The following is a 15,259-nucleotide window of genomic DNA, read 5'->3' as shown; positions in this document are numbered from 1 at the left end:
CCTTTTTTATTCTTTGGAATCATCTACGTTATTAGTTGCATCTGAATTAGAATTTTCTTCTTTTTCAGTTTTTTCTTCAGCCTTTTTTTCTTCATCTTTAGCAGTATCAACTACTGGCTTTTCTTCTTTTTCAGAATCAACAGATGGAAGAATTTGTCTAACAGCCATTCTGCTAAAAGTTAAGTAAATACCATCTGCATCAACTACTACGGTTTGATCTTTAGTGTTGATTGAATCAATTTTTGCGTGTAAGCCATCTACCAAAACAACTCGATCACCCTTTTTTAAGTGATCCATCATTTCCATACGCTTTTGTTGTTGCTTTTTTTGTGGACGAATCATACCAAAGTAAGTAAATCCAATTAAAACAATAAAAAGAATAATCATCATTACATTATTACTTTGCATACCACCATTAGCAGCTAAAAATAAAGTATTCAATTGTTTCACCTCATTAAAATTTTCTATCTAAAATGTACATTAATATAATTATACAAAAATATAATCGCTTTTTCACTAATCTTCATTAGGAATTGGTAAATTTAATTGAGCATATGCTTTCTCAGTTACCATTCTTCCTCGCGGTGTCAACAAAATAAAGCCATGCTGTAATAAATATGGTTCATATAAAGATTCAATTGTTTCCATATCTTCACCAATATTTGCAGCTAAAGTTCTGATTCCAACTGGACCACCATTATATCCTTTAATCATGGTTTTTAAAATCTTACGATCAGTTAAATCCAGTCCCTCATCATCAACTTGCAATTGTTTCAATGCATGATTAGTAGTTTCTAAGGAAATTGTATCTTCATCTTTTACTTGGGCAAAATCACGCACACGCTTTAATAATCGATTGGCTACACGAGGAGTTCCACGAGAACGTCTTGCTAATTCATGAGCAGCTTCAGGAGCAATATGAGTATTAAAAACCTCACTTGAACGTTGAACGATTTTTTCTAATTCATCAACACTATAGTATTGCATATGTTCAACTATTCCAAACCGATCTCTCAATGGAGCAGACAATTGACCTGCCAGCGTAGTTGCCCCAATTAAGGTAAATGGTGGAAGTGGAACGTGAACGGCATGAGTTGTCTGTCCTTCACCAATTACAATATCAATATAATAATCCTCCATTGCTGAATAAAGGATTTCTTCAACTGGTTTTGCTAACCGATGAATTTCATCAATAAATAAAACATCCCCAGGATCAAGATCTGACAAAAGGGCCACTAAATCGCCAGCTTTTTCAATGGCAGGACCGCTTGTACTTTTTAAATTCACACCAAGCTCATTAGCAATTACAAAAGCTAAAGTAGTCTTACCTAATCCAGGCGGTCCATAAAGCAAAACATGGTCAAGTGCTTCATCTCGTTTAAGTGCAGCTTTAATATAAATGGACATTTCATTTTTAACACGTTTTTGTCCTAAATATTGACTCAATCTTTGTGGACGAAGCGATAATTCCATAGCTTCTTCATTAGTATTTTCTAATTCGCCTGATACAACTGAGTCATCTTTATTTATCAATCTATTCACTTCCTCATCTAAGTTTTATTAATCATTTTTATTGTAACAGATTTATTTTTTTAATAATAATGAGAGTCCATACTTAATGTATTCGTCTGCACTATCAGCATCAGCTTGTTCTAATTTAGGAGTAATTTTATTAACTTCTTTTTTAGTATAACCTAAAGCTATCAATGCTAATAATGCATCATTTAAAGCTGGAGAAACCTCTTCATTATGTTCTTGATCAAGACGCTGAACATAATCGCCCAACTTACCCTTTAAATCAAGTACGATTTGTGAAGCAGTCTTTTTACCAACGCCTGGAAAACGAGTTAAATACTTTACTTCACCTTGTTCAATTGCTTCTGCAAGTGACTTACTATCTTCAGCTGCCATAATTGCTAAAGCAGATTTTGGCCCAATTCCACTAACACTAAGCAACTTTAAAAATAATCCTTTAGCATCTTCACTCTCAAAGCCATATAAAGTTAAACCAGTATTATCACTGAATTTTTGTTCAATGTATACTTTAGCCTTTTTTCCTTGTTCATATGCAAATGGAGTTGGACTGTATACTTTATATCCAATTCCATTAACATCTACAACAATATAATTTGGCATAATTAAAGTTATTACACCTTCTAAATATTCATACATAATTACTTGTCCTTTTTAAACATTTTGCTTAACTCTCGCGCTGGCATTTTAACAATAATCAAGTTTCCTTCTTCATCATGGAAAGGTTCAGATGCTTTACGCAGAGCTTGTAAGATCTCTTTAGCTTTTGCATCGGATATCTTTTTTCTTCCTTTAATTTGCTCTTTAGCTTCTAAAATTGCAATTTTATTTAAAAATTTAGTAAAATCACCCTTCGCATAATTTAAGTAATTATCTAAAATTTTACGTAAATTTTCTTCAATATTATCGCCTATCCAAGTTGGATAAGATCTCACAATAAAACTATCTTGTCCAAAATTTTCTAAATTAATTCCAATTTTATTTAATTCAGAAATTTTAGCTTTAATCTGCAAAAAATCAAGATTACTAAATTCTAAAACGATAGGTGTTAGTAAAGTTTGCTGAAATACTTGCTCAGAAACTAACTGCTGACGTAATTCATCATAAGCTAATCTACGTCTTGCTGCTACTTGATCGATTATATATAAATCTCCATCATCTTCAGCAATAATATAAGACTTATTTTGTCCAATAAAACTTAATTGTGGCAAATTATTAGCTAAAACTTCATCCCCATCAGAAATAACTTCATGATTCTTTTCTTCTGGAAAAGGTGCAAGCTGAACTTGTTTTTGTACATTTTCATCCCAAGTTTTAGTCAAAATGTACCGACTATCTTCTCTTACTTGATTCAAATCAACATAACGTGGATTGCGCTTAATAATTTTAGCTGGCTTTTTTTCATGAACTTCGCTTGGCCGTTTAGTATTAACAACATTATTATTCAAACTAAACTTAAGCTGGTCTACCAAAGTATTTTTACGATTGATTGTTACATTATCAAAGGCATTACTTTCTTCATTTTTTTGAATAAAAGTAGCACTAATTGCAGAAGTAATCAAACGACTTAATTCTTTCTCTTTTGAAAGGCGAACTTCTTGCTTAGTTGGATGGACATTCACATCAACCAATAAAGGATCAACTTTAATATTAACTATAGCTATTGGATAATGCCGACTTGTTAATTTTGCTCCATATCCATCCATTACTGAATTAGCTAACTGATAATTTTTAATATAGCGACCATTAAGCAAAATAGAAATAAAATTACGATTTGATCTAGTTAAATCTGGTTTAGATAAAAGACCACTAATTTTAAAATCATGATCCTTTTTTTCAAATGACACCATTTTTTCAGCAATATGTCGTCCATATACGTTGGCAATAGTTTGTTGCAAATTTTTATTTCCGGGAGTTCTAAGCAAAACTTTTCCAGAATTAGTTAATGTAATAGCAATTTGCGGATAGCCTAATGCAATTCGGTTAACAATATCGACAATTTTCATAATTTCAGTTCGTGGACTACGTAAATATTTTAATCTAGCTGGCGTATTAAAGAATAAATCCTGAACTGTAATTTGAGTTCCTTTTCTAGCAGCGGCATCTTCTTGGCTATCTTTTGAACCACCTGAAAATCTTGCTCTAGTACCAACTTCATTTCCAGTACTAGTTAAAATTTCAACGTGGCTAACTGCTGAAATTGACGCTAAAGCCTCTCCTCTAAATCCTAATGTTGAAACATTAAATAAATCTCTTTCTGTATCAATTTTACTTGTTGCATGACGAGTAAAAGCTAAATCAATTTGATCACGTGCAATCCCTGAACCATTATCTTGAACAGTAATTTGTTTAAGACCAGCATCAATAAAATCAATTCTAAGTCGAGTACTACCGGCATCAATTGAATTTTCAATAAGCTCTTTAACAACACTAGCAGGACGTTCAATAACTTCTCCTGCAGCTATTTGATTAGTTAAATTTTCAGATAATTCATGAATTTTTGTCATTCTTAATCATTATCCTTTAATTCACGTTGCCAATTGGCAACCATTTGCATAATTTCAAGTGGAGTTTTATCAGCTAAATATAAATTAGAGATTTCATCTAAAACATCTTTTCCTGTATCTGAAACTGTTTCTTCAGCTTCTTCATATTCTGGCATCGTTTGCGTAGAATTCTCACTAAATAAGTCTAATTGCTGGCTATCTGGAGCAAGTTCACTACCTTGAGCTTCAAGTCGCTTTAATAATTTAGTTGCTTCTCTTAATACTCCGTGAGGTAAACCTGCAAGTTGAGCCACATGAATACCATAACTTTGATCAGCTGGTCCAGGTAAAATTTTATGCAAGAAAATCAACTTTCCATTTTCTTCAGTTGCACCAACATGGATATTTTTAAGATGAGTTAAACTATTCTCCAAATCAGTCAATTCATGATAGTGAGTTGCAAATAAAGCTTTTGCTCCCACTTTATCATGCAAATATTTTACAATTGCACCCGCAAGCGCCATACCATCATAAGTTGCAGTCCCTCTACCAATTTCATCAAATAATACAAGGCTACGCTTAGTCGCATATTGCAAGGCATCATTTGCCTCGCTCATTTCCACCATAAAAGTACTTTGTCCTGAAATCAAATCATCAGCAGCTCCAATACGTGTAAAAATTTGATCAAAAATTGGCAAATCAGCACTATCTGCTGGAACAAAACTACCAACTTGCGCCATTATTGCAATTAAGGCCATTTGCCGCATATATGTACTTTTACCTGACATGTTCGGACCAGTAATTAAATAAATATTAGTCCCATCACCCATTTCAACATCATTTGGAATATAGCTACCTGCTGTCATCACTTTTTCAACAACTGGGTGCCGTCCTTGAATAACATTAATATCCTGCTTATCTGTGTGGAAATTTGGACGACAATAATTGTTTTCTTCAGCCACTGTCGCAAAACCACTAAATACATCAAGAGCAGCTAATTGATTACCAAGCTTTTGAAGAGCTGGAATATATTTCTTAACTTCTTCACGTAATTTAACAAATAAATCATATTCCAAACTAGTTGAACGAGTTTGAGCTTCCATAATTAAATTTTCATGTTCTTTAAGTTCGGGAGTAATATAGCGTTCAGCATTAGTTAAGGTCTGTTTACGCGTATAGCGGTCAAGTGGCACTTTTTTCTTATTTCCATTAGAAACTTGAAGATAATAACCAAAAACTTTATTATAGCCAACTTTCAAATTATCAATTCCTGTTTTTTGACGCTCTTCCATTTCCATTTCAGCAAGCCATTTTTTACCATTATTCATAGCATCGCGATAGCGGTCTAGTTGACTGTCGACTCCTTCTTGAATAAGACCACCTTCTGTTGTAAGAACTGGTGGATCTTTTACAATAGTAGTAGAAATAAGCTCAGCAACTCCCTTTAATGGATCAATTTGACTAGCAAAACTCTTCAAGGAAGTATCATCTGATTGTTCTAAGGCATCTAAAATTACCGGGACCGCATTAAGTGAACGTGATAATTGTAAAAGCTCTCTTGCATTAACATTTCCAAAAGCAATTCGTCCAGTTAAACGTTCCAAATCATAGACGCCCTTTAAAGCATCAATTACATTTTCACGAGTAAAATAATTATCAAAAAGTGCTTGCACAAGTTGTTGACGATGGTTAATTTCTTCTATTGATAATAACGGACGTGCTAACCACTGCTTGAGAAGACGTCCACCCATTGCAGTATGAGTTTTGTCTAGTACCCAAAATAAGGACCCCATCTTCTTTCCAGTTTTAGCAGAAGAAATAAGCTCCAAATTATTTTGGACAGTGTGAGACATTTGTAAGTATTGGCTAACTTCATAGCTTTTAGCAATTTGTAAGTGGGCTAAACTTCGTTTTTGAGTAGATAATAAATAGCCAACAAGTTGTTCTGTAGCTAAACGTTCAGATTTATTTGTCAAATTTTGTTCTACATATGAAACTTCTGCATGTTCTCCTTCAAGTTCAGTTGGCTGAGACACAGTAATATTTGCCTTCTCCATAAAGTCACGGTCTTTTTCAGTTAATGGACCATTATAGACAACTTCACGAGTTCTTAAAGATAAAAGTTCATTAGTGACTGCAGCAAAATCTTTTAAGTGTGTAGCATATACTTCACCCGTAGATAAATCACTGTAAGCTAAACCAAAGCCACTTTTCGTAGTGACTACTGAAGTTAAATAGTTAGACTCTTTAGCATCTTGTGGTCCCTCATTCATCATTGTTCCCGGAGTAACTAATTGAATGATTCCACGCTTAACCATACCTTTAGCTTCTTTTGGATCTTCTAATTGCTCACAAATTGCAACTTTGTGTCCCTTTTCTACCAAGGTATTCACATAGCTATCGACTGCCATATGTGGCACACCTGCCATAGGAATAGGATTGGCAGTTTTATTAGAACGGTGGGTCAAGGTTAATTCAAGAATTTGGGCACCTTTGACAGCATCTTCTTCAAACAATTCATAAAAATCCCCAACACGATAAAAAAGAAAGGCATCGGGGTATTGTTCTTTAATCTTATAATATTGCTCCATCATAGGAGTGGTGCTTGTTTTAGCCAAATGGATTCCTCTTTCTATAAAAATAATATCTGCTCTCAATTATACGACAAAAATAGGTTTTGCCCAATTTGACAAAACCTATTTTTTATATCTTCAATTAAAATTATCAGGAAATTACATTCCCATACCCATTCCTGGAGCACCTGCACCTGGATTTGGAGTATCATTCTTTTCTTCTGGAATATCAGCAACAACAGCTTCTGTAGTAAGAAGAAGAGCTGCAATTGATGCGGCATTTTGAAGAGCAGTACGAGTTACCTTAGTTGGGTCAATGATACCTGATTCAATCATGTTTTCCCACTTACCAGTTGCTGCATTGTAGCCAATTTCTGGTTCTTGGTGTTCAAGCTTATCTAAGATAACTGAACCATCTTCACCTGCGTTTTCAGCAATTTGACGAACTGGTGCGCTAAGTGCACGAAGAACAATGTTGATACCAGTTTGTTCGTCTGGGGTTTCGCCCTTAACTTCACGAACACCCTTTTCAGCGTTTACTAAGGCAGTACCACCACCAGCAACGTAACCTTCATCAACAGCTGCACGAGTTGAGTTCAATGCGTCTTCAATTCTGTAACGACGTTCTTTCAATTCAGTTTCAGTAGCAGCACCAACGTGAATAACAGCTACACCACCAGTAAGTTTTGCAAGACGTTCTTGTAACTTCTTCTTGTCGAAGTCTGAAGTAGTATCTTCAATTTGCTTTCTAATAGTGTCTTCACGTTCTTTGATAGCTTCTTTAGAACCTTCACCATCAACAATAGTAGTTGAATCCTTAGTTACAGTAACACGACGTGCTTGACCTAATTGATCAATCTTAGTGTCCTTAAGTTCTAAGCCAAGGTCTTCACTAATTACAGTACCACCAGTTAATACGGCAATATCTTGAAGCATTTCCTTACGACGGTCGCCAAAACCAGGAGCCTTAACAGCAACAACATTGAAAGTACCACGAATCTTGTTAAGTACAAGAGTTGGAAGAGCTTCACCAGTTACATCATCAGCAATGATAAGCAAGCTCTTGCCTTGTTGAACAATTTCTTGAAGAAGTGGCAAAATATCTTGAATGTTAGAAATCTTCTTGTCAGTAATCAAGATGTAAGGATTATCAAGATCTGCTTCCATCTTATCGTTATCAGTTACCATGTATTGTGAAAGGTAACCACGATCAAATTGCATACCTTCTACTACTGAAAGTTCAGTATCAATACCACGTGAATCTTCAATAGTAATTACACCGTCATTACCAACTTTTTCCATAGCGTCAGCAATTAAATTACCAACTTCCTTTGAAGCTGATGAAACAGCTGCAACTTGAGCAATTTGTTCCTTTGAAGAAACTTGGTGACTAATCTTGTGAAGTTCATCAACAGCAGCCTTAGTTGCCTTTTCAATACCACGACGAATGCCAACAGGATTTGCACCAGCAGTAACATTCTTCATACCTTCACGGGCAATTGCTTGAGTCAAAACAGTAGCAGTTGTAGTACCGTCACCAGCAATATCGTTAGTCTTTTGAGCAGCTTCAGCAACAAGCTTAGCACCCATGTTTTCAAAGTGATTCTTTAATTCAATTGACTTAGCAATAGTAACACCGTCATTAGTAATATCTGGATTGCCGTAGCTTTGTTCCAAAACAACATTACGACCTTTAGGACCAATAGTAGTCTTAACAGTATCTGCTAACTTATCTACACCCTTTAAAAGGGAACGTCTTGCATTTTCTGAAAACTTAATATCTTTTGCCATAATTAAATTACTCCTAACTACTTAACAATTGCTAAGATGTCTTGTTCATGAAGGACTAAATACTTTTGACCCTCGTATTCAACATTAGTGCCAGAGTATTTATCGTATAATACTTCGTCGCCTTTCTTAACAGTCATAGGAATTTTGTCACCATTATCAGCGAATTTGCCAGCGCCGACTGCAACAACTTCACCTTGAGTTGGCTTTTCCTTAGCATTTGATGCTAAAACAATGCCGCCAACAGTTTTTTCTTCTTCTTCCTTAACTTTAACGATCACGCGATCACCAATTGGTTCTAACACGTTTAGTCCCTCCTATTAATTTAAGTTTTTTATTTTCATTTGTTTATCGCTTTTAGCACTCTTATTTATTAAGTGCTAACTTACAATTAAAATAATAACTTTTTTTGGAAGTGATTGCAAGCAAAAAGCACAAAAAATTAGCACTTTTATTAAAAGAGTGCTAATTTTAACATTTTATTATTTTCTTACTTCTACCAATTCAATTAGGGTTCTAATCAAATATTGCAGCCAAAATCATTTCAAAAATGCCTGACACTAATCCCTCTAAATAATATTCTTTAAATGCTTCCAAAAAACTATCGCAACGCTTTTTCCTATTTTCTTCTACATAATAATATCTACCATTTTTTCGATATTTAAACGTTTTATACAGAGCATAGAATATTGCTAAAATAGCAAAAACAATCAAGAATATAATCGGAATGAAATATCCAATTACATCTTGCAATTTATAAGCTAAACTAACCGCAATTACAATCAACAAATATATCCCTGCAATTGGAACTTTATTTACCCAATGTGGGACCTTTATCTTTAAAGTTACTATTAACGAATAAACCACCGGCAAAATCAACGTTATAATTAAGCAAATTCCATAGTAGCTATTGATATGTTTTACTCCGCCCCAGAAAAAACACACTATCCCAATAATCCAATAAAGACATGTGAAAAACCAAGACTCCTTAATATTTTCATTTTGCTTCATAATACTCCTCCAATTAATCAACAAAAAATGCCAGAGAATAATCTCTGACATTAGTATAACGTACATATTTTATTTTTTGACTTGAGAGAGGAAAGTAAGTCTTAATTAATTTTATTTTTCATGTGCAGTTACAGCAATTAAGTCATCGCCGTGCTTATCGCCTGCATCAGTAATACGTGATACGCTTGCATAATCAGCTGTATTAGTAATTACGACCATCACAGTAGTATCATAACCAGCCTTCTTTAAAGCTTCAATATCAGCAGTTCCAAGCTTATCACCCTTTTCAACACGTTGACCTTGTTTTACAAAGCTTTCAAAGTGTTCACCCTTAAGGTTAACAGTATCAAGACCAATGTGAATCAAAACTTCAGCACCGTCATCAGACTTAATACCATAAGCATGCTTAGTTTCATAAGCAATAGTAATTGTTCCTGAAACTGGTGAGTAAATTGTATTATCAGTTGGAACTACAGCAGCTCCGTCACCCATAAGTTTTGCAGAAAATACTTGATCATTAACTTTGGTTAAACTTTCAGGCTTACCATCTACTGGTGAATAGATTACTTCATCCTTTAAGCTCAATTCTTCTTTTCCAAGTTTTTCGTCTTCTTGAGTTTCTTCTGCATAATCAGTTGCATCTTGAACTGGGACATCTTGTTCAGCAACTTCTTCTTTTAAGTGACCCTTACCATAAATATAAGTAATAGCAAATGAAGCTACAAAACTAATAGCAACTGATACCACCCACATAGGAATAGTCTTTGGATAAATTGAAAGGAATCCTAACAATCCAGCTGAACCAAGGGCTGCAGCAGTTACATGCATAAAACCAGCAAAAGCAGCAGCAATACCTGATCCAATAAGAGCACTAAAGAATGGGAATTTGTATTTTAAGTTAACACCGAAAAGTGCTGGTTCAGTAATACCTAAGAGTGCTGATACACCAGATGATGAAGCTAAGCCCTTCATCTTTTCATTCTTAGTTAAGAAGTAAACTGCGAATGTTGCAGCACCTTGGGCAACGTTTGCCATACATGCAGTAACAAAGATAAAGTCACCAGCTCCACGACCTTGAGCAAATTGTGCAAGAAGCTGGGTTTCAACAGCTGGGAAACTTTGGTGAAGACCAGTAGTAACAATGGCTGAATATGATAAACCAAAGACACCCATACCAAATGCACCAGTTGTATTGTAAAGCCATACAATTGCATCAGTAATTGCATCTGACACACCTTTGAATACTGGACCAATAATAGTAAAAGTGAGGAATCCAGTAATCATAATTGCTAAAAGTGGTGTAAAAGTAAAGTCAACTGCAGATGGAAGCCACTTGTGGAACTTCTTTTCTAAAATAGAAAGTATCCATACTGCAACTAAAACCGGAATTACTTGATATTGATAATTAGTTTGAGCAACATGTAATCCAAAAATATCCCAGAACTTAGCAGCTCCTCCTAAGTTTGGCGTGGTCATAATCATACCAATTGTTGCACCTAAGAACTGGTTCGCTCCAAATCGCTTAGCCGCCGACATACCTACAAGAATCGGCATAAAGATAAATGGTGCAGCTGACATGATTTGAATCATGCTGGAAAGACCAGCAATACTTGGCACCATCTGAACGATTGCTTTTGGTCCAAATAGTCCAGGTGATGTCAAGAAATTATTCAATGCCATCAATAAACCACCAGCAACTAAAGCTGGAATAATTGGTACAAAGATGTCTGATAAGAGCTTAATGAAATCCATAACTGGATTTTTCTTTTTGCCGTTTTCAGCTACCTTCTTCAAATCTTCAGTTGATAATTCCTTTAAACCAGTAATCTTAATGAATTCATCATAAACATCATTAACATCCCCTGGTCCAATAATTACTTGATATTGACCATTAGTCTTAAAAGTCCCCTTAACATCTGGATCATTGTCCAATGCCTTTTGGTCAACTTTTGAATCATCCTTAAGCACAAGACGCAAACGAGTAGCACAGTGAGCACCTGCGATAATATTATCGCGGCCAACATCTTTAATTACCCGCTCGGCCACCTTTTTATGGTCCATATTATAAGTCCCCCTTCGAAATTATGTAAACGCTTTATTAAACATGTTCAATAACTATGATAGCGTATTCTAAAAATATGTCAATCGTTTATCACAAATTTTCTTTATTTTTTTGTTTTTTGTATCGTTTTGCTTAAAATTAAGCTAATATATTCAATGATTTTTATGTTAAACGATTGACATATTTTTCATATCTATTTACAATATTTATTAAAAGATACCGCTTACAGATTAATGGAGGATTTTTTATGGAATGGACAAGAGAAAAACGTTACTTACCTTATAATGAATGGGATGCAGACACACTTATGCACTTGCAAAGTCAAGCATCAAGATCTAACTATCAAATGCGCTATCACTTACGCCCTATTTCTGGATTAGTAAATGATCCTAATGGTTTTTCTTATTATAACAGTGAATACCATGTCTTTTATCAGTCTTATCCATTTGGAGCAGTTCATGGATTAAAGTCTTGGGTACACTTTAAATCACAAGATTTAGTTCATTGGGAAAGACAAGGCTTAGCAATTGAGCCTAGCTTCAAGGGTGACTCACATGGAGCTTATTCTGGATCTGCAAAACAAATCGGTGATAAATTATTCATTATGTATACTGGTAACCACAGAAGTGAAGACTGGATTCGTACTCCTTATCAAATCAGTGCTTGGATGAATAAAGATGGTGTAGTTAGTGATAAAGAAATTTTATTTAAAAATCCATCTCATATTACTGAACACTTCCGAGACCCACAAATAATCGAAAAAGATGGAACCTACTATGCCATTTTAGGGGCTCAAGATGAACAAAATAAAAAAGGTCATGTTGATATTTGGAAGTCTCAAAACCTTAAAGACTGGGAAGAAATCGGCTTTTTAAACTTTACTGACGAAGATATGGGTTACATGATTGAGTGTCCTAATTTAGTTCAAGTAGATGACAAATGGGTATTAATTTTCTGTCCCCAAGGATTAAATAAATCTGTTGCAAATTACCAAAACATTTACCCAAATATGTATGTAATTGCAGATGACATTGACTTTGAAAATGCTAAAATGATTAACCCTTCAAAACTTAAAAACTTAGATGAAGGTTTTGACGTCTATGCAACCCAAGCATTCAATGCTCCAGATGGTAAAGCTTATGAAATCAGTTGGGTAGGACTACCTGATATAACTTATCCAACAGATGATGAAAATTGGGCTAACTGTTTAAGTCAAGTTAAAGAACTATCTATTAAAGATGGCAAACTAATCCAAAAACCAGTTAAATCAATTGAATCTATTCGTAAAACTGAAAGCAAATTAACAGATAAGTTAATTAAGAATACTACTAGTGGCCAATATGAGTTAAAATTAACTATCGCTAAAAATCAATCTACTACCCTTCATTTAGCAGCAAACAAAGACTTGAGCGACAGTTTAATTCTTAATATTGATACAAATGACGGTAAGTTAGTTTTAGACCGCTCCAAAGGTAAAAAAGTAGCTGTTGACTATGGCGAAACTAGATCCTGTGAAATTGATTCTAATGAAAGTGTAGATTTAGATATTTTCGTTGACCATTCATTAATTGAAATTTTTGTTAATGATGGAGAACATGTTTTAACTGGACGATTTTTCACTAATCCAGAAAATCAAAAGATCAGTTTTGATAAAGATACCGATTTTACTGGGAAGTTCTGGGAAATGGAAACTATTTTTTAAAGTAAGGTGAAACCTATGGCAGTAAAATTGACTGATGTTGCTAAAAAGGCAGGAGTTTCAGCTACAACAGTCTCACGTGTAATCAACAACCATGGCTATCTTAGTGATAACACTAAGCAAAAAGTTTTTGCGGCAATGGAAGAATTAAACTATCAACCAAATTCACTAGCAAGATCATTGCATGGCAAAAAAATGAAATTGATAGGAGTAATTTTCCCAAGTATTACTAATCCTTTTTTTGCAGAACTTATTCAAAATATTGAAGAACAGCTTTTTGACCAGGGTTATAAAATAATTCTCTGCAACGCTGGCAAAAATAAGCAAAAAGAGCGCGAATATATTAAAATGCTAATGGCAAATCAAGTTGATGGGATTATTGCTGGTGCACATAATTTAGGAATTGAGGAGTATCAACGCCTTAATCTTCCAATTGTCTCTTTTGATAGAAAATTATCAGATAACATTCCAATTGTTTCTTGTGATAATTATCAAGGTATTCAACTAGCGGTTCATGATTTATTGCAAGCTAATTGTAAACACATTTACTTCTTAGGTAACAAAGCTCAAAAAGGAAATCCAACCGATGAACGTCTTGAAGCTTACTGCGATACAATCAAATCTTTAAATCTTGAAGAACATATTTGCTCAACTTCTTTTTCTGATTCACCATTACTTAAAAATATGACAATCCATAAAATGCTTGAAGAAGAGCATCCCGATGGAGTTGTGGCAACTGATGACTTATCAGCAATTTTAGTTTTACAAGAGGCAAAAAAACTTGGAATCAATATTCCAAAAGATTTAAAAGTCATTGGATTTGATGGAACACAAGAAATTCAAACCTACCATTCTGAGCTTTCAACCATTGAACAACCAATTTCAGATATGGCAATTTTGCTTGTAAAATTATTACTTCAAAGAATTGAAAATCCTGAAAAGAAATTTGAGCAAAAGCATTATAAATTGCCAGTTAAACTAATCAAAAGTCAAACAACAGCATAAAAAAAGAAAGCTGATTTTTCAGCTTTCTTTTTTAATCACCAAATCCTTCAACTTTATAAATTCGATTTTTAAGAGTTGTTAAGTCACTTCTTCTGTGATAAGCCACAGTCAAATAGATATTATTAGCATCAAGTACTTGTACACTTTCAAATTCAGTGACATAACCAAGTGAATCAACCGTTTTATCATGGGTTAAATCTGCAACTTCCCAATTATCTGGATTAGTTTCACCCCATGGAATTTTAACAATTTCTCTAGGTTTACCCTCTTTAGCAAGACCCAAAAAATCAGTAGTTGGTCCTAATTGACTAGAGACATAAATATTATTATTTTCATCAATATCATAACCTTGAACTGATTGAATAAGTTCAGAATTAAAATTAGGAACTGCAAATGCACCTAAACAATGCATATTTTGAATATTTACATCATAATTATCTGCTTCTGCTTCATCAAGTGCTTGATTGATTTCATCTAAATCATAAAGAGCGAACCTACCAACATGGTTAACATCAATACTTGCTACTAAAAACTTTTTATAATCTGGTGAAACCGCAGCTTCAAGACGTTCAAATTGAGTTCCCGGAATAGGTACACTATTATCACCATAACCATACCCTGCTCGATTCATATAAGAAAGTCGAGGCAAAGCAGTATTGCTATCAACTTGAAGAGGAGCATTTTCTAAATTTACTCGTGCAATTTGAGTATCCCAAAGAATACTGCCATGTTTTTTAGGTTTAGTTCCAATAAACCAGCGATCTTTTTCTCCAGCATAAGTCCAAGTCTGAGTGTGACCACCTCCCATCCCAGTTAAGTAGACAATAGGATTATCCTCATCAAATACAACATGACTACCATTTGGCTCTGCTCGGTAAACAATAATATCTGTTTGTTTATGAAGCAGCTGCAATGCATAAACATACTTACTGCCAACATCACTTGCTTGAACCACTACATGGTGCAAATTATCAAGTTCATACATTAAACTAAGTTCAACATTTTTATTAATCATAAAATTACGCTTTCTAAAATACCTTTACCTTTATTTTATTAAAATTCTTTACAAAAACAATAAAAAAAGACTGCTTTTATAAAAGCA

The 15,259-nt window shown here is 34.2% G+C and carries 12 protein-coding genes; 2 read left to right on the top strand and 10 right to left on the bottom strand.

The genetic code is table 11. From position 1 onward, the window contains the following. Window positions 1-6 precede the first annotated feature (6 nt). The 9 genes from yajC to ACTHPI_RS08575 all read right to left on the bottom strand — a co-directional run bounded on the left by yajC (window position 7) and on the right by ACTHPI_RS08575 (window position 11,452). Entirely contained in the window at window positions 7-441 is a 435-nt protein-coding gene (gene yajC, locus ACTHPI_RS08615; RefSeq protein WP_445353729.1) for a preprotein translocase subunit YajC, read from the bottom strand. A gap of 75 nt (window positions 442-516) precedes the next feature. Continuing rightward, window positions 517-1,533 (bottom strand): Holliday junction branch migration DNA helicase RuvB, encoded by a 1,017-nt coding sequence (gene ruvB / locus ACTHPI_RS08610; protein WP_445353728.1) that lies wholly within the window; start codon window positions 1,531-1,533, stop codon window positions 517-519. A 51-nt stretch (window positions 1,534-1,584) separates the two neighbouring features. After that, a complete protein-coding gene (gene ruvA, locus ACTHPI_RS08605) occupies window positions 1,585-2,172 on the bottom strand; it encodes a Holliday junction branch migration protein RuvA (protein ID WP_445353727.1) in 588 nt (195 codons plus the stop codon). Between the two features lie 2 nt (window positions 2,173-2,174). Beyond that, a complete protein-coding gene (gene mutL / locus ACTHPI_RS08600) occupies window positions 2,175-4,040 on the bottom strand; it encodes a DNA mismatch repair endonuclease MutL (protein ID WP_445353726.1) in 1,866 nt (621 codons plus the stop codon). 2 nt (window positions 4,041-4,042) lie between these two features. Beyond that, a complete protein-coding gene (gene mutS, locus ACTHPI_RS08595) occupies window positions 4,043-6,613 on the bottom strand; it encodes a DNA mismatch repair protein MutS (RefSeq protein ID WP_445353757.1) in 2,571 nt (856 codons plus the stop codon). A 138-nt stretch (window positions 6,614-6,751) separates the two neighbouring features. Continuing rightward, window positions 6,752-8,383: a chaperonin GroEL gene (groL, locus tag ACTHPI_RS08590; RefSeq protein WP_445353725.1), complete on the bottom strand. Its 1,632-nt coding sequence runs from the start codon at window positions 8,381-8,383 to the stop codon at window positions 6,752-6,754. Window positions 8,384-8,400: 17 nt separating this feature from the next. Further along, window positions 8,401-8,685 carry a co-chaperone GroES gene (groES, locus tag ACTHPI_RS08585; protein WP_445353724.1) on the bottom strand — a complete coding sequence of 95 codons (285 nt, stop codon included), beginning with the start codon at window positions 8,683-8,685 and terminating at the stop codon, window positions 8,401-8,403. A gap of 211 nt (window positions 8,686-8,896) precedes the next feature. Continuing rightward, the gene (locus tag ACTHPI_RS08580) at window positions 8,897-9,391 is read right to left on the bottom strand and encodes a hypothetical protein (protein WP_445353723.1); all 495 of its coding nucleotides are present in this window, start codon (window positions 9,389-9,391) and stop codon (window positions 8,897-8,899) included. A gap of 111 nt (window positions 9,392-9,502) precedes the next feature. After that, the gene (locus tag ACTHPI_RS08575; protein ID WP_445353722.1) at window positions 9,503-11,452 is read right to left on the bottom strand and encodes a sucrose-specific PTS transporter subunit IIBC; all 1,950 of its coding nucleotides are present in this window, start codon (window positions 11,450-11,452) and stop codon (window positions 9,503-9,505) included. A 248-nt stretch (window positions 11,453-11,700) separates the two neighbouring features. On the opposite strand from ACTHPI_RS08575, the gene ACTHPI_RS08570 reads away from it, so the two are divergent. Further along, the gene (locus ACTHPI_RS08570) at window positions 11,701-13,155 is read left to right on the top strand and encodes a sucrose-6-phosphate hydrolase (RefSeq protein WP_445353721.1); all 1,455 of its coding nucleotides are present in this window, start codon (window positions 11,701-11,703) and stop codon (window positions 13,153-13,155) included. 15 nt (window positions 13,156-13,170) lie between these two features. Continuing rightward, on the top strand, window positions 13,171-14,157 hold the full coding sequence (locus ACTHPI_RS08565) for a LacI family DNA-binding transcriptional regulator (RefSeq protein ID WP_445353720.1): 987 nt from the start codon (window positions 13,171-13,173) through the stop codon (window positions 14,155-14,157). 31 nt (window positions 14,158-14,188) lie between these two features. Here the strand turns inward: ACTHPI_RS08565 and ACTHPI_RS08560 are convergent, their stop codons facing one another. Further along, on the bottom strand, window positions 14,189-15,172 hold the full coding sequence (locus tag ACTHPI_RS08560; protein WP_445353719.1) for a class III bacteriocin: 984 nt from the start codon (window positions 15,170-15,172) through the stop codon (window positions 14,189-14,191). Window positions 15,173-15,259 lie beyond the last annotated feature (87 nt).

The organism is Lactobacillus sp. PSON (assembly GCF_052615405.1).
The sequence above is the reverse complement of the archived record's forward strand: the minus strand, read 5'-3'. Positions and strand labels throughout refer to the sequence as shown.

Excerpts from the sequence above, each read along its gene's own strand:
- ACTHPI_RS08570 (WP_445353721.1), top strand. The coding sequence starts at position 11,701 with ATGGAATGGACAAGAGAAAAACGTTACTTACCTTATAATGAATGGGAT.
- ACTHPI_RS08560 (WP_445353719.1), bottom strand. The coding sequence starts at position 15,172 with ATGATTAATAAAAATGTTGAACTTAGTTTAATGTATGAACTTGATAAT.
- ACTHPI_RS08565 (WP_445353720.1), top strand. The coding sequence starts at position 13,171 with ATGGCAGTAAAATTGACTGATGTTGCTAAAAAGGCAGGAGTTTCAGCT.
- mutL (WP_445353726.1), bottom strand. The coding sequence starts at position 4,040 with ATGACAAAAATTCATGAATTATCTGAAAATTTAACTAATCAAATAGCT.
- ACTHPI_RS08575 (WP_445353722.1), bottom strand. The coding sequence starts at position 11,452 with ATGGACCATAAAAAGGTGGCCGAGCGGGTAATTAAAGATGTTGGCCGC.
- ruvA (WP_445353727.1), bottom strand. The coding sequence starts at position 2,172 with ATGTATGAATATTTAGAAGGTGTAATAACTTTAATTATGCCAAATTAT.
- mutS (WP_445353757.1), bottom strand. The coding sequence starts at position 6,613 with ATGATGGAGCAATATTATAAGATTAAAGAACAATACCCCGATGCCTTT.
- groL (WP_445353725.1), bottom strand. The coding sequence starts at position 8,383 with ATGGCAAAAGATATTAAGTTTTCAGAAAATGCAAGACGTTCCCTTTTA.
- ACTHPI_RS08580 (WP_445353723.1), bottom strand. The coding sequence starts at position 9,391 with ATGAAGCAAAATGAAAATATTAAGGAGTCTTGGTTTTTCACATGTCTT.